The 22,365-nt window shown below is 70.0% G+C and carries 22 protein-coding genes and 1 tRNA gene; 9 read left to right on the top strand and 14 right to left on the bottom strand.

Features of this window, described 5'->3' with window-relative positions:
- The first annotated feature begins 52 nt into the window (after window positions 1-52).
- The 4 genes from J0I43_RS08060 to J0I43_RS08075 all read left to right on the top strand — a co-directional run bounded on the left by J0I43_RS08060 (window position 53) and on the right by J0I43_RS08075 (window position 3,955).
- Complete coding sequence (locus J0I43_RS08060) at window positions 53-715, top strand: dihydrofolate reductase family protein (protein WP_292861683.1); 663 nt, start codon at window positions 53-55, stop codon at window positions 713-715.
- 132 nt (window positions 716-847) lie between these two features.
- A complete protein-coding gene (locus J0I43_RS08065; protein ID WP_292861686.1) occupies window positions 848-2,317 on the top strand; it encodes an APC family permease in 1,470 nt (489 codons plus the stop codon).
- 62 nt (window positions 2,318-2,379) lie between these two features.
- A complete protein-coding gene (locus J0I43_RS08070) occupies window positions 2,380-3,300 on the top strand; it encodes an AEC family transporter (RefSeq protein WP_292861689.1) in 921 nt (306 codons plus the stop codon).
- A gap of 103 nt (window positions 3,301-3,403) precedes the next feature.
- The gene (locus tag J0I43_RS08075; protein WP_292861692.1) at window positions 3,404-3,955 is read left to right on the top strand and encodes an HdeD family acid-resistance protein; all 552 of its coding nucleotides are present in this window, start codon (window positions 3,404-3,406) and stop codon (window positions 3,953-3,955) included.
- Window positions 3,956-4,026: 71 nt separating this feature from the next.
- On the opposite strand, the gene J0I43_RS08080 is transcribed toward J0I43_RS08075, so the two are convergent.
- On the bottom strand, window positions 4,027-4,806 hold the full coding sequence (locus tag J0I43_RS08080; RefSeq protein ID WP_292861694.1) for an SDR family oxidoreductase: 780 nt from the start codon (window positions 4,804-4,806) through the stop codon (window positions 4,027-4,029).
- Window positions 4,807-4,927: 121 nt separating this feature from the next.
- Here J0I43_RS08080 and J0I43_RS08085 point away from each other — a divergent pair, with 121 nt between their 5' ends.
- The 4 genes from J0I43_RS08085 to J0I43_RS08100 all read left to right on the top strand — a co-directional run bounded on the left by J0I43_RS08085 (window position 4,928) and on the right by J0I43_RS08100 (window position 7,704).
- Window positions 4,928-5,425, top strand: a complete 498-nt coding sequence (locus tag J0I43_RS08085; protein ID WP_292861696.1) for an NfeD family protein — start codon at window positions 4,928-4,930, stop codon at window positions 5,423-5,425.
- Window positions 5,425-6,423, top strand: a complete 999-nt coding sequence (locus J0I43_RS08090; RefSeq protein WP_292861699.1) for an SPFH domain-containing protein — start codon at window positions 5,425-5,427, stop codon at window positions 6,421-6,423. The genes J0I43_RS08085 and J0I43_RS08090 overlap by 1 nt, the downstream gene beginning before the upstream one ends.
- Complete coding sequence (locus J0I43_RS08095) at window positions 6,420-7,196, top strand: glycerophosphodiester phosphodiesterase family protein (RefSeq protein ID WP_292861702.1); 777 nt, start codon at window positions 6,420-6,422, stop codon at window positions 7,194-7,196. Before J0I43_RS08090 ends, J0I43_RS08095 begins: the two co-directional genes overlap by 4 nt.
- Window positions 7,197-7,329: 133 nt before the next feature.
- Window positions 7,330-7,704 carry an RNA polymerase-binding protein RbpA gene (locus J0I43_RS08100; RefSeq protein ID WP_292861705.1) on the top strand — a complete coding sequence of 125 codons (375 nt, stop codon included), beginning with the start codon at window positions 7,330-7,332 and terminating at the stop codon, window positions 7,702-7,704.
- Window positions 7,705-7,748: 44 nt separating this feature from the next.
- Here the strand turns inward: J0I43_RS08100 and lnt are convergent, their stop codons facing one another.
- The 9 genes from lnt to J0I43_RS08145 form a co-directional block, all read right to left on the bottom strand.
- A complete protein-coding gene (gene lnt, locus J0I43_RS08105; protein ID WP_292861708.1) occupies window positions 7,749-9,347 on the bottom strand; it encodes an apolipoprotein N-acyltransferase in 1,599 nt (532 codons plus the stop codon).
- Complete coding sequence (locus J0I43_RS08110; RefSeq protein WP_292861711.1) at window positions 9,344-11,830, bottom strand: DEAD/DEAH box helicase; 2,487 nt, start codon at window positions 11,828-11,830, stop codon at window positions 9,344-9,346. The genes lnt and J0I43_RS08110 overlap by 4 nt, the downstream gene beginning before the upstream one ends.
- Window positions 11,827-12,576, bottom strand: coding sequence for a twin-arginine translocase subunit TatC (tatC, locus tag J0I43_RS08115; RefSeq protein WP_292861980.1), 750 nt, complete (start codon window positions 12,574-12,576; stop codon window positions 11,827-11,829). The genes J0I43_RS08110 and tatC overlap by 4 nt, the downstream gene beginning before the upstream one ends.
- A gap of 68 nt (window positions 12,577-12,644) precedes the next feature.
- Window positions 12,645-12,926 carry a Sec-independent protein translocase subunit TatA gene (gene tatA / locus J0I43_RS08120; RefSeq protein WP_292861714.1) on the bottom strand — a complete coding sequence of 94 codons (282 nt, stop codon included), beginning with the start codon at window positions 12,924-12,926 and terminating at the stop codon, window positions 12,645-12,647.
- A gap of 63 nt (window positions 12,927-12,989) precedes the next feature.
- Window positions 12,990-13,958: a YafY family protein gene (locus J0I43_RS08125; RefSeq protein WP_292861717.1), complete on the bottom strand. Its 969-nt coding sequence runs from the start codon at window positions 13,956-13,958 to the stop codon at window positions 12,990-12,992.
- A complete protein-coding gene (locus J0I43_RS08130; protein ID WP_292861720.1) occupies window positions 13,955-14,959 on the bottom strand; it encodes a WYL domain-containing protein in 1,005 nt (334 codons plus the stop codon). Before J0I43_RS08130 ends, J0I43_RS08125 begins: the two co-directional genes overlap by 4 nt.
- A gap of 71 nt (window positions 14,960-15,030) precedes the next feature.
- The gene (locus J0I43_RS08135; RefSeq protein ID WP_292861723.1) at window positions 15,031-15,948 is read right to left on the bottom strand and encodes a peptidylprolyl isomerase; all 918 of its coding nucleotides are present in this window, start codon (window positions 15,946-15,948) and stop codon (window positions 15,031-15,033) included.
- Between the two features lie 4 nt (window positions 15,949-15,952).
- On the bottom strand, window positions 15,953-16,993 hold the full coding sequence (locus J0I43_RS08140; RefSeq protein ID WP_292861726.1) for a tRNA (adenine-N1)-methyltransferase: 1,041 nt from the start codon (window positions 16,991-16,993) through the stop codon (window positions 15,953-15,955).
- The gene (locus J0I43_RS08145) at window positions 16,990-17,721 is read right to left on the bottom strand and encodes an HAD family hydrolase (protein ID WP_367267548.1); all 732 of its coding nucleotides are present in this window, start codon (window positions 17,719-17,721) and stop codon (window positions 16,990-16,992) included. Before J0I43_RS08145 ends, J0I43_RS08140 begins: the two co-directional genes overlap by 4 nt.
- A gap of 84 nt (window positions 17,722-17,805) precedes the next feature.
- On the opposite strand from J0I43_RS08145, the gene J0I43_RS08150 reads away from it, so the two are divergent.
- On the top strand, window positions 17,806-18,690 hold the full coding sequence (locus J0I43_RS08150; protein ID WP_292861729.1) for a proteasome assembly chaperone family protein: 885 nt from the start codon (window positions 17,806-17,808) through the stop codon (window positions 18,688-18,690).
- A gap of 11 nt (window positions 18,691-18,701) precedes the next feature.
- On the opposite strand, the gene J0I43_RS08155 is transcribed toward J0I43_RS08150, so the two are convergent.
- From J0I43_RS08155 to J0I43_RS08170, 4 genes are all read right to left on the bottom strand, one after another.
- Window positions 18,702-19,532: an undecaprenyl-diphosphate phosphatase gene (locus J0I43_RS08155; protein WP_292861732.1), complete on the bottom strand. Its 831-nt coding sequence runs from the start codon at window positions 19,530-19,532 to the stop codon at window positions 18,702-18,704.
- A gap of 44 nt (window positions 19,533-19,576) precedes the next feature.
- Complete coding sequence (locus tag J0I43_RS08160; RefSeq protein ID WP_292861735.1) at window positions 19,577-20,917, bottom strand: M20/M25/M40 family metallo-hydrolase; 1,341 nt, start codon at window positions 20,915-20,917, stop codon at window positions 19,577-19,579.
- A gap of 118 nt (window positions 20,918-21,035) precedes the next feature.
- Window positions 21,036-21,120, bottom strand: a tRNA-Leu gene (locus J0I43_RS08165).
- An 86-nt stretch (window positions 21,121-21,206) separates the two neighbouring features.
- Entirely contained in the window at window positions 21,207-22,301 is a 1,095-nt protein-coding gene (locus tag J0I43_RS08170) for a VIT1/CCC1 family protein (RefSeq protein WP_292861738.1), read from the bottom strand.
- Window positions 22,302-22,365 lie beyond the last annotated feature (64 nt).

Raw genomic sequence — 22,365 nt, forward strand, 5'->3', positions numbered from 1 at the left:
TACTCCTGCGCGTCGGTGGACTCGTCCGAGGTCGGTCCGGGATCATGAGTGCATGACGAAGCTACGCGCCCACAACATCGCCGTCTCGCTGGACGGCTTCGCGACGGGGGAGGGGCAGTCGCTCGAGACCCCGTTCGGGCACGCCGGCGGCCGCCTGATGCAGTGGTTCTTCCCGACCCACACCTTCGTGAGCACGTCGGGGCACGAGTCGGAGGCGGTGGGAGCGGGAACGCGGGGCGTGGACGACGCATTCGCCGCGGCATCCTGGGACGGCATCGGCGCCGAGATCATGGGGCGCCGGAAGTTCGGACCGCAGCAGGGGGAGTGGGAGGACGAGTCCTGGCGGGGCTGGTGGGGCGAGGAGCCGCCGTTCCACACGCCGGTCGTCGTGCTGACCCATCATCCGCGTCGTGATCTCCGCGTGGGGGACACGACCTTCCTCTTCCGGGATCTTGCCCCGGCGGACGCACTCGCCCTCGCGACGGAGGAGGCGCGGGGCGCCGACGTGCGTCTGGGCGGCGGGCCGAGCGTCATCCGTTCCTTCCTCGAGGCCGACCTCGTCGACCACCTGCACGTCGTCGTCGTGCCGATCCTGCTGGGGCGCGGCGTGCGGCTCTGGGAGGGTCTCGAGGGGATCGACGAGCGCTTCGACACCGAGGCGACCGCATCGCCCTCGGGCGTCGTGCATCACGTGTGGACGCGCAAGCCCGGCTGATCGGAGTCCTCAGGAACCTTCGACGGCGCGCGGATACTCCGACGCGTCGCCCTCTTGCGGACATGTCCGCTAAGGGATGTTGCGGATGCCGCGGGGACGCTCTGACAATGAGTCGAACCCAGGAGAGCGCCGATGCCCGATCTGTCGATCCCACCCGTCCGTGCAGTCGAGGATGCCGCCAGGCCCCAGCTGACCCGAACGCTCGGTGGCTTCCAGGTGTTCGCCATCTCGTTCGCGTTCATCTCCGTCGCCGTCGGCGTCTTCGCAACGTACGGCGAGATGCTGCAGACGGCAGGCCCGGTCGGCATCTGGCTGTGGGTCGCCGCCGCGGTCGGGCAGACCTTGGTCGCACTGGTGGTCGCGCAGTTCGCGGCGCGGATCGCCCTGAGCGGTTCGTCCTACCAGTGGGCGTCGCGTCTGGCGACCCCTCGCGTCGGGTGGTTCTTCGGCTGGCTCAGCTTCTGGTACCTCGCGATCGCCGTGGTGACCATGGCGAATGCGATGGCGAGCCAGGCGGTCATGCCGATGCTGGGCATGGAGGCGAGCGAGGAGACCGCACGCGTCCTGACACTGGGCATTCTCTGCGTGCAGGCGGTACTGGTCATCCTCTCCACCCGGCTCTTCGCACTGATCACCTCCGCCGCCGTCGCCGTGGAGCTCGGGATCATCGCCGTCCTCGTCGTCGTTCTGCTGATCGTGATGAGCGTCACGGGCTCGGCAGAGCCGTCCAACGTCGTCTCGCGCGGAGTCGCGGCGACGGATCCGCACTATCTCGCGATCGGTGGCGGACTCATGGCCGGAGCGCTCATGGGCCTGACGACCTTGGTCGGTTTCGACTCCGCCGCCAACCTCGCGGAGGAGGCGAAGAACCCCTTCCGCAACGTTCCCCGCGCCATCGTCTGGTCCGTCGTCGCGGCGAGCGTGGCAGGGCTGGCGTTCCTCGTGGTCCTCACCCTCGCGATCCCCGATATCGCCACGATCACCGCGGATCCCTCGCCGGTGGCCGCGATCATCCGCAGTCAGCTCGGTCCGGTCTGGGAACGGATGCTGCTCGGAGGCATCGTGTTCGCCTTCTTCGGCGCGGGACTGGTCATCATGGCGGCGGGGGCGCGGCAGGCGTTCGCGATGGCACGAGATGGCCGGTTTCCGCTGGGGGTGCTGATGAGCCGGGTCAACCGCCGCACGCGCACGCCCGTGTTCGCGACCGTCGTGATCGTCGTGATCGGCGTGATCCTCATGCTCGCGTTGCCGGGGGAGGCCCTGAACCAGCTGATCGTGGCGGGGACGCTCCTGCCCGCGCTCATGTACGGCGCGATCGTCGCACTGTACCTCGCCGTCCGTCGACGAATGGAACGCCGCGAAGGCGGGTTCTCGCTGGGACGGTGGGAACGACCCATCGCCGTCCTCGCACTGATCTGGGTTCTGCTGGTGCTCGTCGTCCTTCTGACGCCCGCCGATGCGTTCATCCCCGGTCTCATCGTGCTGGGGCTGATCCTTGCCGGAGGCGCCTACTTCATCTGGCTCTCGCTGGCGCGTCCGGCCGTGCTCGATCGCGAGCCGGGAGGGGGAGACGCAGTCGAGGCCGATTCGTCAACGAGCTGACATAATGTGCATTATCGGTGATTGCGCGATCGCCGGGAGGTCACGCGCAATAGCATCGAAGGATGCTGGAGACGCTCACCGGGTTCGCCGTCGTCGGTGTCGCGATCCTCCTCGGCTACGTGCTGGGGCGCATCGATCTGCTCGGACCGCACGCGCGACACGTCCTCAGCAGGCTGACCTTCTTCGTCCTCTCGCCGTTCCTGCTGTTCGTCGTCCTCGCACAGGCCGACGTGCACACGCTGTTCAGCGCACTTCTGCCGGTCTCCGCGATCGCCGCGCTGGCGGTCTTCGTCGTCTACGCCGTCGTGGCCCGGACTGTGTGGCGTCGGAACGTCGCGGAGACGCTCGTCGGCACGCTGGCCGCCGGTCAGGTCAACTCCAACAACATCGGCATCCCGCTCTCGCTCTACCTCCTCGGCAGCGCCGCGTACCCGGCGCCCGTCATCCTGCTGCAGCTGCTCGTCTTCACGCCCGTCACGATGGCGATCTTCGAGGCAGTCACGACGGGACAGCGTCGACCGTTCCCGATCCTGCGCCGCACGCTCACGAACCCGATCGTCGTCGGATCCGTCCTCGGCGTCGCGGTGTCTCTGTCCGGATGGAAGCTCCCGCCGATCGTCCTCGACCCCGCCCAGCTGATCGCGGATGCCTGCGTGCCGATCCTCCTCATCAGCTACGGCATCTCGCTGCACGGACAGCGTGTGCTCGGGCCGTCCGGACGACGACGGGACATCGTCCTCGCATCGGCGCTGAAGCTGTTCGCGATGCCGCTCATCGCGTGGGCTGTCGCCCGGTTCCTCTTTCAGCTGCCCGCGCACGACGTACTCATCGTGACGGTGCTCGCCGCTCTGCCCACTGCGCAGAACGTCTTCAACTACGCCCAGCGTTTCGATGTCGGCGAGACGATCGCGCGCGATACCGTCTTCGTCACGACACTCGGCTGCGTGCCGATCCTCATCGGGATCACGGTGCTTCTGGGGTGACGGCGGCTCCCCCGTCACCGCGCGTCATGTGTGCTCGGTCGGCGGGCGGCGCGATACTCTGAGCACATCTCTTCGTTCAGGAGATTCTCAGAAAGGGGTCGTCATGACCGCTGAACCGTCCCTCGAGAAGACCGCGACCAACGGCATCCGCACCGCTCTCGGTGTCGGGGGCGTTCTTTCGCTCGTCCTCGGTATCCTCATCCTCGTCTGGCCCGGCAAGACCGCCATGGTCGTCGCGGCCATCATCGCGATCTACGCGATCGCTGCCGGACTCGTATATGCCGGTCTCGGAATCTTCGCCGCCGGCAAGGGCGGCTGGGCCCGCATCGGCTATGTCCTGCTCGGCGTTCTGTTCATCATTGCCGGAATCGTCGCGTTCACGAACCTCAGCGCGACGGCCGTCTGGCTCGCCGCGTTCCTCGGCATCCTCGTCGGCATCATGTGGATCATCGAGGGCGTCGTCTCCCTGTCGACGCTCGACCTCGCCCCGTCGCGCGGATGGACGATCTTCTACGCGATCATCTCGCTGATCGCCGGCGTCACGCTGCTCTTCTCGCCCATCTGGGGCGCGCTCGTGCTGTGGTGGCTGCTGGGCATCTCGGCGGTCGTGATGGGCGTGATCCAGATCTTCCGCGCCTTCTCGTTCGGCAAGTAGCCCGTACAGCGAAGCTCCCCGCGATCAGCCGATCGCGGGGAGCTTCGTCGTCGGTGCGGGATGCCGCGGGCTCACTCGCCCGCGAACGAACTCACGTCGCCGACGAGACGGGTGTTGTCCTGTGGGATCGGTTCGACGGCGGCGAGGGCGACCTCGGCCGCGAACTCCGCGACGTTGTAGAGTTTGCCCGCGGACTCGCGCCGATCCGCGATGGCGCCGGGGTTCGCGCGTTCGAGCAGCGTCGCCGTGATCGTGCCCTCGATCATGTCGCCCGAGACGACGACGAAGTCGATCCCCTGCGCAGCGAGCGCGGGAATGCGCTCGCGCAGGGCGTCCTCACCGGCGCGCTTGGAGAGTGCGACGGGCTCGTACTCGGGCATCGTCGGGGTCGTGCGGATGAAGTGCGCCTGGTGGCTCGTCACGAACACGACGCGCGATCCCCCGCGCCCGTTGTCCTCGTGCAGGAGCGGCAGCGCGGCGTCCAGCACCTGGAGCTGAGCGTCGCGGTTGAGGACGAGCGCGTAGTCCTCCCCCATGCCGCTCTCCATGCCGCCGGAGGCGTTGAGCACGAGCAGATCGAGCGTTCCGAAGGCCTCCTTCACCTGCGTCATCATCTGGGCGACGGATGCCGCGTCGGTGAGGTCCGCGCCGACGACGAGCACCTCGACGCCGAGCTCGCGCAGCTGGGTGGCGAGCTTCTCGGCCCGCGGCGCTTTGTTGCGGTAGTTGATGACGACGTTGGCGCCGGCCTGCGCGAGGTAGGTGGCGGTGTCGGCGCCGATGCCGCGGGAAGATCCGGTGACGAGGGCGGTCCGACCGCTGAGCGAGCCGGCGGGGATGGGCTGGGACATGAGACTCCTGCAGTGAATCGGGGGCCGGTACGCGGCGCGCGGCGGCGTTTCGACCCTACAGGCCGACCTCGCGTCGGAGGGCGATGTTAGGGTGCAGACAAGGCGCTGAAGGAGCAGAGCGATGTTGCCGGATCTGACTCAGTACATGTGGATCGCGTGGATCGTGCTCGCCCTCGTGTTCGTGATCATCGAGCTGCTGACCCTCGAGTTCACATTCCTGATGCTCGCCGGTGGCACGCTGATCGGCGGTCTGGGAGTGAACCTCCTCGGCGGCGACTGGTGGCTGCAGGTGCTCGCCGCCGCCGCCGTCTCCGCGCTGCTCCTCTTCACGATCAGACCGTTGCTGCTGCGTGCGCTGCATCGGTCGAGCGTCCTGCACCCGACCAACGTCGACGCGATCCGGGGGCTCGGCGGAAGACTGACGGCGCCGTTCACCGGAGATGTCGCCGCGGCGCGACTCGACAACGGGGAACTGTGGTCGGTCTCCCGCGGGCCCGGCAGCGACGCTCTCGCCGTCGGGGATCGCATCATCGTGACCGCCGTGCGCGGCGCCATGGTCGAGGTGGCCCTCGCCACGGCATCCGAATCCCCCCTCCCCACCGACAGGAGCACCGACTGATGGTCGACATCGGCGCCTTCGCGGGACAGATCTTCGTGATCGTCCTGCTCGTTGTCATCGCGATCTTCGTGATCGTCGTCCTCTTCCGCTCGATCCGCATCATCCCGCAGGCGTATTCGGGCGTCGTGGAGCGTCTGGGCCGTTACCAGCGCACCCTCTCCCCCGGTCTGAACCTGCTGGTCCCCTTCATCGATCGGCTGCGACCGCTCGTCGACATGCGCGAGCAGGTGGTGTCGTTCCCGCCGCAGCCGGTCATCACCGAGGACAACCTCGTCGTGTCGATCGACACGGTCGTCTATTTCCAGGTGACGGACGCGCGGGCAGCGACCTATGAGATCGCGAACTACCTCTCCGCCGTCGAGCAGCTGACGACGACGACCCTCCGCAACGTCGTCGGCGGACTGAACCTCGAAGAAGCCCTGACGAGCCGTGACAACATCAACGGTCAGCTGCGCCTCGTCCTCGACGAGGCTACCGGCAAGTGGGGGCTGCGCGTCTCGCGCGTCGAGCTGAAGGCGATCGACCCGCCGCACTCGATCCAGGACTCCATGGAGAAGCAGATGCGGGCCGAGCGCGACCGTCGCGCCGTCATTCTCACCGCCGAGGGATCGAAGCAATCGCAGATCCTCGAAGCCGAGGGGCGTCGCCAGGCGGCGATCCTGAACGCGGAGGGCGAGAAGCAGGCCGCGATCCTCCGCGCCGAGGGCGAGGCGGCGGCGATCCAGAACGTCTTCGATGCGATCCATGCGGGTCGTCCCGACGACAAGCTGCTCGCCTACCAGTACCTGCAGACGCTGCCGAAGATCAGCGACGGGGGCGCGAACAAGCTCTGGATCATTCCGAGCGAGTTCACCGAGGCGATGAAGGGCATCGGAACGGCGTTCGCAGCCGGAGTCGGCGGGGTGGCGTCCGCGACCCCGGGCGCCGTCGTCGCACCGTCGGAGCCCGAAGGCCCCGCGGGCGACGCATCGGCTGCTGGCGCGGCCGCCGCCTCGTGACGCACCCGTGGTTCCTCGGGGCGCGGACACCCCGCGTGCTCGCGCACCGCGGTTTCGTCCCGCCCGACGCGGACGGGATGGTCGAGAACACGCTCGCTGCCATCGCCGCGGCGCACGCGGTCGGCGCAGAGTATGTCGAGTCCGACTGCCATCTCACGCGTGACGGGGCCGTCGTGCTCTTCCACGACGCCGACCTCACCCGCGTCACGGGCGACCCGCGCGCCGTCGCGGACGTGCGGTACGCCGAACTCGCGGCCATCATGGCGGACCGCGGCGGACTCGTGACGGCCGCCGAGGCGCTCGAGGCCTTCCCGACGCTGCGGTTCAACCTGGATGTGAAGGCAGAGGATGCCGCGCTACCGCTCGGCCGCGTGATCGCGGCGCATGCGGACCGCGTTCTCGTCACGAGCTTCTCCGACCGCCGTCGCCGCCGCGCCCTCGAGGCCGCGCGCGCGGCGGGCGGTGACCCGGCGACATCGGCAGGCCAGGCGACGATCGCGCGCCTGCTCGCCGCCGTCGCGACGGGGTCACGGGGACTCGTGCGACGAACGCTGGCGAACGTCCAGGCGATCCAGGTCCCCGAGCGGGCCGGCGCCGTCCGCATCGTGACGCCGCGGCTGGTACGCGCCGTCCACGCCGCAGATGTCGAGATCCACGTGTGGACCGTGAACGACTCGGAACTCATGATTGCGCTGCTGAACGCCGGAGTCGACGGTCTCGTCACCGATCGCGCCGACGTCGCGCTCGAGACCATCCGACAGCGTCGCGTCTGAGCGTCCTCGACGCACCCTCTCGGCGCACCGCGACAGGCCTGAGCATCGGCTGTGAAACGGCGTCCGAGGCTGCTCGTTCGGATGATGCACACAGGTGAGCGCGTTATACCTGATGAGACGAGAGGACCACACAATGGCAGATCGCAGCCTGCGCGGCATCCGACTCGGCGCCTCGAGCCTACAGAGCGAAGAAGGCGTCGTGTTCCACGAGCGCGCCAACCACACGTACGTCTGCACGCAGTGTGCGCGCGAGACCGTTCTGACCTTCGCGGCCGACGCCGAGGTTCCGGAAGCATGGGAGTGCCGCACGTGCGGTGCGGAAGCCGTGCTCCGTATCGGCGACACCGTCGTCGAGGTCGACCACTCGGGAGACAAGGTCGCCCGCACCCACTGGGACATGCTGATGGAGCGCCGCACCATCCCCGAGCTGGAGGAGCTTCTCGAAGAGCGCCTCGCTCTCCTGCGCGCGCGCCGCGGCACGACCGATTCGGCGCGCCTCAGCGCCTGAGTCCGCACTCCGCGTCGACGAATCCCCGGACGTCGGCCTCCGAGCTAATCGGAGGCCGACGTCGTCGTCGTGCCCGCGCGCGGCGCACCGGCGCGGATGCGGCGTGAGCGCACCCGAGACCACACCCCCACGAGCACGAGGATGAGCACACTCCCCCAGCCGAGAGCAGTCTGGACCGCCGTCCCGGCGATCATCGCCGGAGTGAGGCCGGTGCGCAGCGGCACCGTCGTGACCATGGCACCGGGCTCGTCGGCGGGCAGGCTGTCGATCGTCTGCCCGTCCGCTCCGATCACCTGGCTCGTTCCGACCGTGGAGAGGTTCACGACGGCGCGGCCCGACTCGATCGCGCGCATGCGCGCGAAGGCGAGCTGCTGCAGGTTCTCGTCCGTCCCGCGGAAATCGGCGTTGTTCGTCTGGAACATGAACACCTGCGCACCCGCCTGCGCCCCGTCGCGGATGACGTCGTCGTAGATGACGTCGAAGCAGATCGCGAGCCCGACCGGCACTCCGCCCACGTCGACAGCGGGTATCGCCGTGCCGGGTGTGTACTCGCGCCCGATGAGGTCGATGAGATCGGGGGCGAACTGACGCCAGAACGGGCGGTCGGGCACGTACTCGCCGAACGGCACCGGATGCCGCTTGTCGTACGTCGCGACGGGGTTGTCGGCGCCGCGTTCCCAGACGAGTGCGGAGTTGAAGTACTCGTCGCCGCGCTGCGTCACCGCGCCGATCAGCAGCGGGGCGTCCACCCGGACGGCGAGTGAATCGAGCTCGCGCGCCACAGAGGCGTTCTGAGTGGGATCGGCGTCGACGCCGCCCTCGGGCCACAGCAGGACGTCGACGTCGTCCCCCTCGATGGGGCGCGTCGCCGCGAGCTGGGCACGGAACACGTCGTAGGGTTCACGAACGTCGAAGTATCCGGCCGGTCCGTTGCCCTGCACAGCGCTGACGCGCATCGTCCCGGCATCCATCGTCGGGAACTGAGGCGTGACGACGAGGACGGCGAGCGTGACGACGGTCGGCACGAGGCCGCGAAGGTCGCGGAACGCGCCGCGCCGGATGTACTCGAGCGCGGCGGCGCAGGCGAACACGATGAGGAAGGTGAGCCCGCTCATGCCCGTCCAGGACGCGACCTCCGCGAGCGGCGAGGATGCCTGGGTCACGCCGAGCCGTGCCCACGGGAACCCCCCGTACGGGAACGTGCCGAGCAGCTCCTCCCGAGAGACCCAGAGCCCCGCCACGAGGGCGGGAAGGGCGATCAGGCGGCCCCAGGGGCCCGGCGCGAGCCGCGGCATCCATCGATACGCCCAGGCGATGGGCACCGCCATCACCGCCGTGAGCGCCGCCTCGAGCGTCGACAGGGCGATCCAGGGGATCGGGCCGAGATAGCGCGCCGTGAAGGACAGGTTCACGAAGAACAGGGTCGCCCCGAAGGCGAAGCCGACGAGTACCGCCGCCCACGCGCGCCTCCCGATGAGGGCGACGAGAGCGAGCGGTACGGCGACGAACACCGCCGCCCACCAGGACAGGGCCGGGAACGCCGTCGTGAGGACGAGTCCGCCGGCCGCGGCCGAGAGCACCGCCCCCCACAGCGGCAGGACCGGACGCGGCAGGGGCGTGCCGCGCGGCGTGAGGCCCCTCACAACGACCCGTAGACGACGATGCCGCGGCGCACGGACTCGAGCGCGGTGCGAGCGGTCGCGGCCACGGGCCCCTCGGCGACGAGCGACAGCTGGTCGAGCAGGTCGATCGTCTGCTTGCACCACCGCACGAAATCGCCCGCGGCGAGATCCGCCTCGTCGAGGACACGGTCCAGGCTCGCCCCGCGCGCCCAGGAGTGCATCGCCGTCGCGAGACCCATCGAGACGGGCTCGGTGCCCGGCAGGCGATGGTCCTGCTCGAGGTCGTCGAGACGCGCCCACAGGGTCTGCGTCTCGCTGAGCGCCTGTCGGAACGCGCCGCGGGGCAGCCCGTGCTCTCCGGGACCGGCCTCATCACGGCGCGGCTCGTAGACGAGACAGCAGGCGAGGGCGGCGAGCCCGGGCGCATCCAGTGAGGCCCACAGCCCCTGGCGGAGGGCCTCGGCGACGAGCAGGTCGCGTTCGCCGTAGATACGCTTCATCGTCGCGCCTGCCGCCGTGAGCATCGTCCCGCCGTCGGCGCCGACACGCACGTAGTCGAGCGCCGCGAGGACGTCCACGACACGGTCGAAGACGCGCGCGACGGTCCCGGTGCGCGCCTCGATCTGGCGCCGGTTCTTCTCGACGCGACGCTCGAGCTTCGCGTACCGCTCCCCCCAGCGCGCGTGCGCCTCGCGATCGGGGCAGGAATGGCAGGGATGCCGCTGCAGGCGCGTCCGGAGCGCCTGGATCTCACGCGAACGTGCGTCGCGGATCCGCGCGGGTGCCGTCCGGTCGGCGCGGTTCAGCTTCTCGAGGTCGCTGAGTTCGCGGCGCATGCCGGCGTAGGCGACGAAATCCCCGCGGTCGCACTGCATGGCTTTCGCGTAGCCGGCGAGCGACTCTTCGGCATCCTTCACCTCGCGAGCGAGGCCCACGACCGCCCGGTCGGCCTGGAACTGCGCGAAGGAGGACTCCAGAATCTCTCTCGCGCGCTCGCGCCCGACCTGGTCGATGAGATTGACGGCCATGTTGTAGGTCGGCCGGAAGCTCGAGTTGAGCGGATACGTGCGGCGGGATGCGAGAGCGGCTACCGCCTGCGGATCGAGAGCCTCGGTCCACTGGATGACGGCGTGCCCCTCGACGTCGATGCCGCGGCGACCCGCGCGGCCGGTGAGCTGCGTGTACTCCCCCGAGGTGATCGCGACCCGCGCTTCGCCGTTGAACTTCTCGAGCTTCTCGAGGACGACGGTGCGGGCGGGCATGTTGATGCCCAGCGCGAGCGTCTCGGTCGCGAAGACGACCTTGACGAGCTTTCGCCGGAAGAGCTCCTCGACGACCTCCTTGAACGCGGGCAGGAGCCCCGCGTGGTGTGCGGCGATGCCTCGCTCGAGGTTCTCGCGCCACTCCCAATAGCCGAGCACCTGCAGGTCGTCCTCCGCGAGCGTGCGGGTGCGCTCGTCGACGACGCGTCGGATCTCGTCGCGCTCCTCGCGTGTCGTGAGGCGCAGCCCCGATCGCCGCACCTGCTGTACGCCGCCGTCGCAGCCGGCACGGCTGAAGATGAAGAAGATCGCGGGCAGCAGGTTCGCGCGCTCCAGCAACTGGACGACCTGGGGGCGGTCCAGTCGCTCGATGCGCTGCACATTCGACGACCGCACGGGGCGGCGCCCGCCGCGCGGCGGCCGCTTTCCGCTCTCCCGGCCCCCGGCAGAGCGGTACTGCTGCGCCTGCCGGTTGTTCTCGTAGCGCGAGCCGCTGCCGCCGCGGATCCGCATGAGCTCCTGGTTGACGAGTGCGGTCGCGACGCCCGCGCGATCGTCGAAGAGGGGCAGCAGGTCTCCGCGCACGAGCACGTGCTGCTCGAGCGGGACGGGCCGGGTCTCCGAGACGATCACCTCGGTATCGCCGCGGACGGTACCGAGCCAGTCGCCGAATTCCTCCGCATTGGACACCGTGGCCGAGAGCGAGACGAGACGAACATGCGGCGGGAGGTGGATGATGACCTCTTCCCACACCGCCCCGCGGAACCTGTCGGCGAGGTAGTGCACTTCGTCCATGATGACGTAGCGCAGCCCCCGGAGTGCCGCCGCGTCGGCATAGAGCATGTTCCGGAGCACCTCGGTGGTCATGACGACGACGCGCGCTCCGCCGTTGATGTTGGTGTCGCCGGTGAGGAGCCCGACCTCGTCCTCGCCGTAGACCTCCTGGAGCTCACGGAACTTCTGGTTCGACAGGGCCTTCATCGGCGTCGTGTAGAACGCCTTCTCCCCCGCTGCGAGCATCGCGAGATGGATCGCGAACTCTCCGACGATCGTCTTGCCGGCGCCCGTCGGGGCGGCGACGAGGACGCTCCGGCCGTCCTCGAGCGCGTGGCACGCCGCGATCTGGAAGGGGTCGAGCTCGAAGCGCTGCGTGGCGGCGAATGCCGCTGTGAACGGGTGCGCACGGAGCGCCTGGGCCTGTGCGTACCGCGTCGCAGGATCGGTCGGCTCTCCGGCTGTCATGCGATCGGCCCGAGCTCGGCCCGGGCGCGCTTGGCGCGGCGGCGGTCGAAGAGCATCGACAGCCCGGCAGCCGCGAAGAAGAGCACGACGAGGATGCCGGCGAGCAGCAGCATGCTCACGACGTCGGCAGCGGGCGTCGCGAGCCCGGCGAACCCGACGGCGATGAGCACGGCGACGCGCCACGCCTTGAGGATCGCACGGCCGGTCATGATGCCGGCGAGGTTGAGCGCGACGAGGAAGACCGGCACGACGAAGGAGACCCCGACGACGATGACGAGCTTGAAGACGAAGTCGTAGTAGTACTTCGCCTGGAACCAGTTCGCCGCGCCCTCGGGCGTGAACGACGCCATGATCTCGACGATGTGCGGCATGACCCACCAGCCGACGAAGCAGCCCGCGAAGAACAGCGGGATCGCAGCGGCGACGAAGCCGATCGTGTAGCGGATCTCCTTGCGGGTGAGCCCGGGCATGAGGAATGCCCACAGCTGCCAGAGCCAGATCGGAGCGGAGATGATGATGCCGACCGCGAATGAGATCCGCAGGCGCAGATCGAACGCGCCCGTGACGGTGTCGATCATGAGGCCGACGTCCTCGCCGCGCTTCTCCGCAACGACGCGGATGGGCTCGGTCATCGCCCAGATGATCCAGTCGGTGAGGAAGTACGCCGCGACCATTCCGACCACGAGCGCGACGAGCCCGATGATGAAGCGCTTGCGCAGCTCGGTGAGGTGCTGCCCGAGCGACATGCGCTTGTCGCGGCGCGGCGGATCTTCCGTTCCGAGCGGCGGGTGTTCGGCCGTGGCCACGGGTCCGGTCAGGAGGTGGTGTCCGGCGCGGCCGGCTTGGCCGGTTCGGACGCCGGCGCGGGAGGCTGGGCGACGTTCTGCGCGACGCCGGGTGCGGGAGACGCGGTGCTGTCGGTGGATGCCGCGGCATCCGCGTCGTCGCTCTTCATCGCCTTCATCTCACCCTTGAAGATGCGGGCGGACTGCCCCATGCTCTTCGCGAGCGCCGGGAGCTTGGCCGCACCGAACAGGAGCAGGATCACGATCAGGAGGATCCACAGGTGCGGACCGGCGAACAGGTTTCCCATCATGTCCCCTTTTCGGAAGCTTTCGGTCAGTCTACCCGCCGATGCGATGAGTACGCCCAGCGCCACTCATCGATACTGCTCGAGCGCTGCCCGTGCCCATTGGGCCGTCGCGTCGCGGACGTCCGTGGGCCCCAGGATCTCGAGTTCGCCGCCGAGACGGGTCGCGAGCCGCTTGAGGCTGCGCGCATCGCCCACGCGGATCCGCGCCGTCCGTGCATCGCGGGCGCCCGCGGGAGCGCCGCCTCCGGGCTCGACGACGAAGTCGTGGAGCAGCGGTTCGGCGCCGGGTCGATAGCGCACGTCGACGGCGACATCCGTCTCGGTCGGCTCGAAGAGCGCGGGAACGGCGTCGGCGGCGTGAGCGATGGGGATCTCCGTCAGCCGCACGTCCGACACGCGGTCGAGGTGGAAGGTGCGCATGGCCTCTCGCAGGTGGCACCAGCCCTGCAGGTACCACTGCCCGTTCGCGATGTGCACCTTGACGGGATCGACGGTGCGGATCGTCTCGGGGGCGTCCGGCGCGCGGTAGCCGAATGAGACGGCGACACCGCGTCGGACGGCCTCGGCGACGGCGACGCGCACGTCGTCGACGGCCTCCGGCGCGACGATCACGTCCGCCGGCGTCGTGGATGCGCCACGGGCGAGCTTGGCGAGAAGCCCGTGCACGACGCCGGAGTCGCCGACACCCGGCAGGGATGCCGCGAGCTGCAGACCCGCGAGGAGGGCCGCCGCCTCCCGGGCACTGAGCCGAGGCGTGCGCTCGAGTCCGACCGAGTTCGTGATGACGATGACGTCCTGCTGATCCAGCAGGTCCCAGTCGATGTCGAAGAGGTCGTTGGCCATCTGCCAGAAGCCGCCGTCGCCGGGCAGACCGATGACGGTGAGCTTCTCGACCATCGCGCGCATCTGCTCCACCGTGACGTCGAAGTCCTCCGCCGCTTCCGCGAGGGTCACTTCGCCCTTGCCGATGAGGTAGGGCACGAGCTGCAGGATGAGCGCCGCGCGGTCGGTCGCGAGGAGTGGGCGGGCGTTCATGCGGCGCTCCCACCGGGCTGGTGCAGTGCGAGGACGCGCTCGAGCCGTGCGACGACTTCGGCACGGAGCGTCTCGGGCTCGACGACGCGCACCTCCGGACCGTAGGAGGCGAGTTCGTCGGCGAGGATGTGGACGTCGACGTACGGGACGTGGAAGCCCTGGCCCGCCGGCAGCGCGCGGCGGCTCAGCCGGAGCGCCGCCTCCGATCCCGGCGCGATCTCGACGAGGGCGCGCTGGCGCGCCGCGAGGGCGTCGAGCCCGGCGAGAGCGCGTTCGCCGGCGCCGTCGCGCTCCGTGAGGTCGAACGCGGTCTTCGTGACGTCCACGTCCGACGTGATGCGCGCGAGCAGGAACGTCCGCGGCTCGCCCTGATCCAGGTCGAACCCGTACACGTGCCAGCGCGCTTCGTATTCGACGAGGGCGAGCGGTCGGATGCGGCGCCGCTGCGCGGCATCCTCCCCCGCCTTCAGATACGAGAAGATCACGACGCGCCCCTGCTCGATGGCGCTCTGCAGCGGTACGAACGCCGCCTCACGCAGATTGATCCGCGGCGAGTAGCCGATGATGGGAGCATCGACATCGCCCCCGAGCGCGCGGATCTTGCGGAGACCGCTCCGGGCGTCCGCCGACATGGAGCTCTCACTCCACACGCCTCCTGCGAGGTTCAGGACGGCGATCTCCGCGGGGCTGAACTCGATGTCCGCGGGGAGTTCGTACTCCGCCGTCGGGATCCGGTAGCGCGCCTCGCGCAGATCGTCGGGGTCCGCGTAGTCGCCGATCGTCTCCACCTGGATGCCGAGGCCGCGGAGGGTCTGCTTGTCGCGCTCGAACATCTTCTCGAGGGCGTCCTTGGAAGCCCCGGCGCTTGCCTGCTCGCGGTACCCCGCGACCGACGCGAGGATCGTCTCCTTGGTGAGCCCGGATTCGGTCGCCATCAGCGCGACGACGAGGTTCACGAGGCGCTCCTCGGGCGCGGTGCGGGACGGACTCTCGGTGGGCACTCGCCCATCCTAGGCGTCGGCTGTATGCCCCGGGGTGGCGCCGCCGGCGGCGACAGCGCGTCGTGTCCGCGTCAGCCCGCCGCGGCCACCGGATCGATCCCCAGGATGTCGACGACGTACGCGGTCGCCGCCGCTCCGGCGGATGCCGCGGGTGCCACGACGAGCAGCTGTGAACCCACGGTGGCGCCGAGGAGCTGTCCCGCGAACGGCAGCTGCGAGTCGGTCGTCACTGCCTGTGAGGCGCCGTCCTCCCACGTCGAGGAGGTGACCTTGCGGGTGGTCCAGTCGACAGCGGTGTACTGCACGCGCACCGTGTCCTTCGCGGTGATCTCCGCGCCGGTGCCCTTCTTCAGCGTCTCGGCGGTGAGCTCGGCCGGCGCCGTGGCATCGGGGATGATGACGCCGGGGCGGCCGTCCGGTGCGAGGACCACCGAGGGCATTCCGCGGCGGTCGTTGTACTGCGACGCGCCGTCGGCGGCGGCGAGGTAGACCTTCGTCAGGTCGAGCGTCATGACGATCGACTGGTCGGCGCCGATCCCCCAGCTCTGGGCGGCCTGCTCCGAGAGGCCCGACGCAGGAATCGCGGCGACGATCCGCGAGCCTTCTGTCGCGCACATCATCGCGTCGGCCAGCCCGGCGTAGTTCTCGCGCCACGCCGTCAGCGACTGGATCTGACCGCTTCCCGCCGCCACTGCCTTGCCCGAGGCGCCGTCCACGATCGAGACGCTGAAGAAAACGTCCTGCGCGTCGGAGGTGACGCGCCGCCCGTCGCCGACCGTCTCATCCGTGAACGTCGTCTTGTCGACGTTCACGGGAGCGTTCAGGGTCGTCTCGGGCGTTCCGAAACCGCCCGACGCGTGCACGACGTCGAAGATCGACGAGTCGGAGTCGACGCGGTCGCACGAGGCGATACCCGGTGCGGACGCGCATGCGGCGAGGGTCAGGGCGGACAAGCCGAGGACGGCGATGACGGCAGGGATCCGAAGCACCGGATCAGTCTACGTCCGGCGCGGCATCCACCCCGTCGCCGGTGCCCTGATCCGCCTGCCCCGCCGCGACCCTCGCCCCGTCGACGGCGCGCTGCGCCTCGCGGACGCGCTTGCGCAGGTTCTTGTCGGTGATCTCGCGGTCCCCGACGGCGCCGGGCGTCCACGCCTCGACATCGGCATCCGCATAGCTCGGCTTCTTGAGCGCGCGCTTGCGGACGTCGGGGGGCACGGCGCCGGGCGCGAGGCGGCGGGCCGTGATGAGGAAGCCGGTGTGCGCGACCATGCGGTGGTCGGGGCGCACCGCGAGGCCCTCGACGTGCCAGCCGCGGACCATCGTCTCGGTCGCCTCGGACTCGGTGAACAGTCCCGTCCCGCGGATGTACTCGGCGACGCGACTCAGCTGCGTCGCCGTCGCGACGTAGCAGAGGACCACGCCGCCCGGCGTCAGGACGTCGGCGACGGCGTCGATGCACTCCCACGGGGCCAGCATGTCGAGTACGACGCGATCGACCGAGCCCGGCTCGACGGCCGTGGGCAGCTCCTCGACGAGGTCGCCGACGACGACGCGCCAGGTGTCCGGCTCGTGACCGAGGAACGTCTCGACGTTGGCCTGCGCGACCTGGGCGAACTCCTCCCGCCGCTCGAACGAGACGAGGTGTCCTTCCGCGCCGATCGCGCGGAGCAGCCACAGCGACAGCGCGCCCGAGCCGACGCCGGCCTCGACGACCGTCGCGCCCGGGAAGATGTCGGCGGATGCCAGGATCTGCGCGGCATCCTTCGGGTAGACGATCGCGGCGCCGCGCGGCATGGACATGACGAAGTCGCGCAGAAGGGGCCGGAGCGCGAGGTACTCGTGCCCACCCGAGTTCGTCAGGACCGAACCGTCGGGCTGACCGACGATCTGCTCGTGCTTCAGCACGCCGTGGTGCGTGTGCAGTTCGCCGTGCTCGCGCAGCGTCACGGTGTGCAGGCGGCCCTTCGGGCCGGTCAGCTGCACGCGGTCCCCCAGGCGGAAGGGGCCGCTCGGTCGCAGATCGGCGTTCACGCGTGCACCTCGTGACGGCTCGTGCGGCGTGCTGCATGCGCGGCGCTGAGGTCGTCGGTCGTGCGGCCTGCCAGCGTCGGCCACAGCACGTGCGCCCCGGCGCCGTCGAGCGGCACCATCAGCGGCACGCCGATCGTCGTCACACCCGCGGCCGCCGCCGCACGTACACCGGTCGGCGAGTCCTCGATCGCGACGGCGTCGTCGGGGTCCACGCCGAGCGCCGTGCATGCCTGGAGATAGGGGTCGGGGAAGGGCTTCGGGCGAGTGACGTCGTCGCCCGCGACGACGAGGTCGAAGGCGTCGAACCCCATCTGCCCGGCGACGGTCAGCGCCATGTCGCGCAAGGACATCGTGACGAGCGCCGTGCGGACGCCAGCCGCACGGAGGTCCTGCAGCAGCTCCACGGCGCCGGGCCGGAACGGGTTCCCCTCGGTGGACAGGCGCGCTGCGACGACCCGGGTCAGATGCGCGACGATGTCGGGGACGGCCATCCGCACGCCCGCGTCCTGAAGGATCTCGCCGGAGCGGTCGAGGCCGCTCCCCACGAGCGTGAGCGCCTGCTCGTGCGTCCAGGTGCCGCCGAAGCTCTCGACGAGAGCGGTCTCGGCATCCATCCAGTAACCCTCCGTGTCGACGAGGGTGCCGTCCATGTCCCACAGCACGGCGGCGGGGAGCGGCGGGGGTGTGAGAGGCGGCGCGGACGCGGAGGCGGAGCCGGGTGAAGACATCGTTCCATGCTACGGCGTCGCCGCCCGCTTCCCGCGGCCCGCGCGTATCGTAGGGTGATCGGTTCACGGACGATGAGGAGCGGTGTGGACGAACTGGGTCAGCGGGTTCTCGTGGTCGCCTTCGACGGATGGAACGACGCGGGCGAAGCCGCATCGGCGGCCGTCGCGCACATCCGCGAGTCGAGTGAGTACCGCGAGGTGTTCGCGGTCGACCCCGAGCTCTACTTCGATTACCAGTACACGCGTCCCCAGGTGCGTCTGGATGCCGACGGCTCACGCAGTCTCGTCTGGCCCGATGCGACGCTGTGGCGCCCGCTGCAGGAGGCCGACGGAGCACGACTGTGGCTCCTGAGCGGCTACGAGCCCGCGCGCGCCTGGCAGGCGTTCGTCGCCGAACTCATCGATGCGGCGCTGCGCGAGGACATCACGGGCATCATCGCGCTCGGATCGATGATGTCGGATGTCCCGCACACGCGGCCGATCTCGGTGTTCGCCGGGAGCGAGAACGACGCGCTGCGGACCGCGCTCGGGCTCGAGAAGCCCACCTACGAGGGTCCGGCGGGCATCCTCACGGTGCTGTCCACCGCCGCTGAGGCCGCCGGCATCCCGTGCGCCGCCCTCTGGGCGAGCGTGCCGCACTACGTCGCCGGTCACACGCCCTCCCCCAAGGCGACGCTCGCTCTCCTCGATCGTCTCGGCGAGCTCACCGGCGCGGTCGTCCCGCGCGGCGAACTGCCCGCGCAGTCGCTCGCGTGGGAGGCGTCGATCGATGCGGCGGCATCCGACGACGAGGAGATGACGGAGTACATCCATCAGCTCGAGCAGACCCGTGACACGTGGGACTCGCCGGAGGCGTCCGGCGACGCGATCGCGCAGGAGTTCGAACGGTACCTCCGCCGCGGCGGCGACGGACACGGCAAGGGGCCGGGCGCCGCCGGGCGCGATTCGGACGGCCCTCGTCGGCAGTAGCCGCGGGGCGCTCAGTACGCCTGCAGCACGCCGAGGCTCAGCAGGATGATGAGGACGATGCCGAGCACCACGCGGTAGATCACGAACGGCAGGAAGCTGCCGCGCTTGAGGTACTGCATGAGGAACGCGATGACGGCGAGGCCGACGACGAAGGCGATGACGGTCGCGATCGCCGTCTCGGCGCCGCTGAACACTGACGAGCCGGGGTCCTTGATCGAGTGGTAGAGCTCGTACAGCCCGCTGCCGAACACGGCCGGGACGGCCAGCAGGAACGCGACCTCGGCGGCGACCGGGCGCGTGTAGCCGAGGGCGAGGCCCATCGTGGTCGTCGCACCCGAGCGGGACACGCCCGGGATGAGCGCCAGCGACTGCGCGAGTCCGAGAGCCAGCCCGTGCGGGTAGGTCAGCTCCTCCTCGTTGCGCGTGCGGCGCCCGAGCGCGTCGGCGGCGCCGAGGATGAGGCCGAACACGATGAGGACGATCGCGACGAGCCAGAGATTGCGGAACGTGTCTCGGATGACGTCCTGGAAGAGGAATCCGAGGATGCCGATCGGGATCGTGCCGATGATCACGATCCATCCCATGCGGGCGTCGGGGTCGTTCCGGGGCACGCGCCCCGTGAGCGAGCCGAACCAGCGCCCGATGATCCGGACGATCTTCTTCCAGAAGTACACGAGCACGGCGAGCTCGGTGCCGAGCTGCGTGATCGCGGTGAAGGTCGCGCCGGGGTCGACGGCGGAGGGGAGGAACTCGCCGATGATGCGCAGGTGCGCACTCGAGGAGATCGGCAGGAACTCGGTGAGTCCCTGCACGATTCCGAGGATGATCGCGTCGAACAGCATGGATGCCTCTCCGGATGGGCGGGTCGGTGTCGGGAACCGGGACGTCAGTACGTGCGGAGGAGATCGACCAGTACGCGCTGGCCGAACACCAGCGCGTCGATCGGGACGCGCTCATCCACTCCATGGAACATACCCGTGAAGTCCAGGTCTCGCGGAAGGCGCAGCGGCGCGAAACCGTAGCCAGCGATGCCGAGCTCTGCGAGTGCCTTGTTGTCGGTGCCGCCGCCCATGAGGTAGGGGATGACAGGGATGCCGGGGTCATGGCGCTCGAGGGCTCCCACCATGGCATCCACGAGCTCCCCCGCGAACGGCACCTCGAGCCCGATGTCGCGGTGCACGATCTCGATCGCGACGTCGTCGCCGACGATGCGCTGGATCTCCGCGAGCACCGTGTCCTCCTGCCCGGGGAGCGTCCGCACGTCGATGGCCGCGGCGGCGGCATCCGGGATCACGTTGTGCTTGTAGCCCGCGGTGAGACCGGTCGGGTTGGTCGTCGTGCGGAACGTCGAGCGGAGGAATCCGGCGGCGGGTCCCGTGCTGTCGGCGACCGCGTCCGGGTCGATCGCGTCGTCGCAGCTCGTGCCGCCGACGCCTGTGCCGTCGCTTCCCGCGCAGAGGGCGGCGAGGCCCGCGACGGTCTGGCGCGTCGTGTCGGTGAGCTCGATCGGCCACACCGTGCGTCCGAGGGCCGCGACGGCTTCGGCGAGACGTGTGACGGCGTTGTCCGGGTGGAACCGGCTGCCGTGACCGGCCGTGCCGTGCGCGCGCAGGCGCATCCATACGAGCGCCTTCTCCCCCACCTGCAGCAGGTACGCGCGGCCCTCGCCCACCCCGATCGAGTAGCCGCCCACCTCGCTGATGGCCTCGGTCGCGCCCGCGAACCACTCCGGGCGATCGCGGACGACCAGTTGAGAGCCCTCGACGCCGCCGTTCTCCTCGTCGGCGAAGAAGACGACGATGAGGTCGCGCTCCGGGCGCTCGCCCGCCCGGAGGAGCTCGGCGACGGAGGCCAGGATCATGGCATCCATGTCCTTCATGTCGACGGCGCCCCGCCCCCACAGCATGCCGTCCTTGACGACGCCGGCGAAGGGGTCGACGCTCCAGTCCTCGGCGACCGCGGGGACGACATCGAGGTGCCCGTGCAGGATCAGCGCAGGTTTGCCGGGGTCACGACCCGCGACGCGCGCGACGACGTTGGTGCGCCGAGGGACGGGCTCGTAGTACTCGACCTCGAGCCCGAGCGCCTCGAGGTACGCGCCGACGTACTCGGCGGCCTCGCGCTCGCCGTGGGCGCGGCCTTCGCCGTAGTTCGTCGTGTCGAACCGGATGAGATCGCGCGCGATGCGGGCGACCTCCGGCAGCGGGGAGACGTCGGGGGATGTCATGGGGATCACGCTACCCCGCCACGCGATGCGTCGCCGCCGCGTGCCATACGGTGTCATCTCAACGGAAAGACCCCCGACCCGGAGTCGAAACTCCCGGTCGAGGGTCTTTTTCCTGCTGTGCGCGAGGGGGGACTTGAACCCCCACGCCCTATACGGGCACTAGCACCTCAAGCTAGCGCGTCTACCTATTCCGCCACCCGCGCGAGGTGGTTTCGGTGCTTTCGCAACCGAGGATCGACATTACCACGTCGTGCGGCGAACCCGGAATCCGGCCTCCCGCCCGGGCGCGTCATCCTGCGGAGACGCCGAAGAGAAGACCGAGGAGGTACGTCACCGCGGCGGCGCCGAAGCCGATCGCGAGCTGGCGGAGCCCTCGACGCAGCGGCGGCGCTCCGGAGAGGAGACCCACCATGGCCCCGGTCGCGACGAGCGCGATGCCCACGAGCGCGAGCGCGAGCGCGACGGCGGCGAAGCCGGTGAGCCCGAAGATCCACGGGAGGACGGGGATGATGGCCCCCGAGGCGAAGAAGAGGAAGCTGGAGCCCGCGGCTCCGAGGGCGCTGCCCACGACCTCGTGGTCGCCGCCCACGCGCACCGGACCGGTCGCGGGATCCGCGTCGGGAGTGCGGGCCGCTTCCAGCACGCGCCGTGCCCGCTCCTCGGCTTCCGGTTCGGGGATGCCGCGGGTGCGGTAGACGAGTGCAAGCTCGTTCGCGTCCAGGTCGAGATCGGGGTAGGACGCGTCGGCGTAGTCGCTCGGCTCGGTGGCATCCAGCAGCTCCCGCTGCGAACGCACCGACACGTACTCCCCCGCGCCCATCGACAGGGCGCCCGCGAGGAGGCCCGCGACGCCGCTGAACAGCACGAACTGGGGGGCGACGCCCGTCGCCCCGATGCCCATCACGAGTGCGAGATTCGAGACGAGGCCGTCGTTCGCGCCGAAAACGGCGGCGCGGAACGTGCCGGACAGGCGGCGGCGTCCGCGGGCGGCGAGTCCGCGGACGACTTCGCGATGCACCTTCTCGTCGGCAGCCATCTGCGGGGTGGCGTAGGGCTCGGTGTCGTACGGCGAGCGGCCCTCCGCGTTCTGCGCGAGCGCGAGCACGAAGATGGATCCGAACCGACGCGCCATCCAGCCGAGGCTTCGGGAGGAGAGACTCGGTGCGGGCAGCCGCGCGGGCTCCGCGCCGAGGAGATCGAGCCAGTGCTGCTCGTGCCGGCCTTCGGCATCGGCGAGGGCCAGGAGGATCTCGCGCTCCTCGCCGTCGCGGCGGCGGGCGAGGTCGCGGTAGACCTGCGCCTCGGCGCGCTCGTCGGACAGGTAGCGCGCCCAGCGCCGCCGATCGGCGCTCGTCGGGGTCGGGGTGGCAGGGGCTATGGTCACTCATCCACGGTAACGAGCCGTCGCCGCGCGACCGGCGTCCTCCGCGACATTGCCAGCATTTCGG

The sequence above is a fragment of the Microbacterium sp. genome (assembly GCF_017305435.1).
GTDB lineage: Bacteria > Actinomycetota > Actinomycetes > Actinomycetales > Microbacteriaceae > Microbacterium.

What these genes read in the sequence shown, in the direction of transcription:
- J0I43_RS08060 (WP_292861683.1), top strand. Translation starts at nt 53, where the DNA reads ATGACGAAGCTACGCGCCCACAACATCGCCGTCTCGCTGGACGGCTTC.
- J0I43_RS08160 (WP_292861735.1), bottom strand. Translation starts at nt 20,917, where the DNA reads ATGACATCCCCCGACGTCTCCCCGCTGCCGGAGGTCGCCCGCATCGCG.
- J0I43_RS08110 (WP_292861711.1), bottom strand. Translation starts at nt 11,830, where the DNA reads ATGACAGCCGGAGAGCCGACCGATCCTGCGACGCGGTACGCACAGGCC.
- J0I43_RS08075 (WP_292861692.1), top strand. Translation starts at nt 3,404, where the DNA reads ATGACCGCTGAACCGTCCCTCGAGAAGACCGCGACCAACGGCATCCGC.
- J0I43_RS08080 (WP_292861694.1), bottom strand. Translation starts at nt 4,806, where the DNA reads ATGTCCCAGCCCATCCCCGCCGGCTCGCTCAGCGGTCGGACCGCCCTC.
- tatA (WP_292861714.1), bottom strand. Translation starts at nt 12,926, where the DNA reads ATGATGGGAAACCTGTTCGCCGGTCCGCACCTGTGGATCCTCCTGATC.
- J0I43_RS08100 (WP_292861705.1), top strand. Translation starts at nt 7,330, where the DNA reads ATGGCAGATCGCAGCCTGCGCGGCATCCGACTCGGCGCCTCGAGCCTA.
- tatC (WP_292861980.1), bottom strand. Translation starts at nt 12,576, where the DNA reads ATGTCGCTCGGGCAGCACCTCACCGAGCTGCGCAAGCGCTTCATCATC.
- J0I43_RS08065 (WP_292861686.1), top strand. Translation starts at nt 848, where the DNA reads ATGCCCGATCTGTCGATCCCACCCGTCCGTGCAGTCGAGGATGCCGCC.
- J0I43_RS08070 (WP_292861689.1), top strand. Translation starts at nt 2,380, where the DNA reads ATGCTGGAGACGCTCACCGGGTTCGCCGTCGTCGGTGTCGCGATCCTC.
- J0I43_RS08145 (WP_367267548.1), bottom strand. Translation starts at nt 17,721, where the DNA reads ATGTCTTCACCCGGCTCCGCCTCCGCGTCCGCGCCGCCTCTCACACCC.
- J0I43_RS08085 (WP_292861696.1), top strand. Translation starts at nt 4,928, where the DNA reads ATGTTGCCGGATCTGACTCAGTACATGTGGATCGCGTGGATCGTGCTC.
- J0I43_RS08090 (WP_292861699.1), top strand. Translation starts at nt 5,425, where the DNA reads ATGGTCGACATCGGCGCCTTCGCGGGACAGATCTTCGTGATCGTCCTG.
- J0I43_RS08125 (WP_292861717.1), bottom strand. Translation starts at nt 13,958, where the DNA reads ATGAACGCCCGCCCACTCCTCGCGACCGACCGCGCGGCGCTCATCCTG.
- J0I43_RS08155 (WP_292861732.1), bottom strand. Translation starts at nt 19,532, where the DNA reads ATGCTGTTCGACGCGATCATCCTCGGAATCGTGCAGGGACTCACCGAG.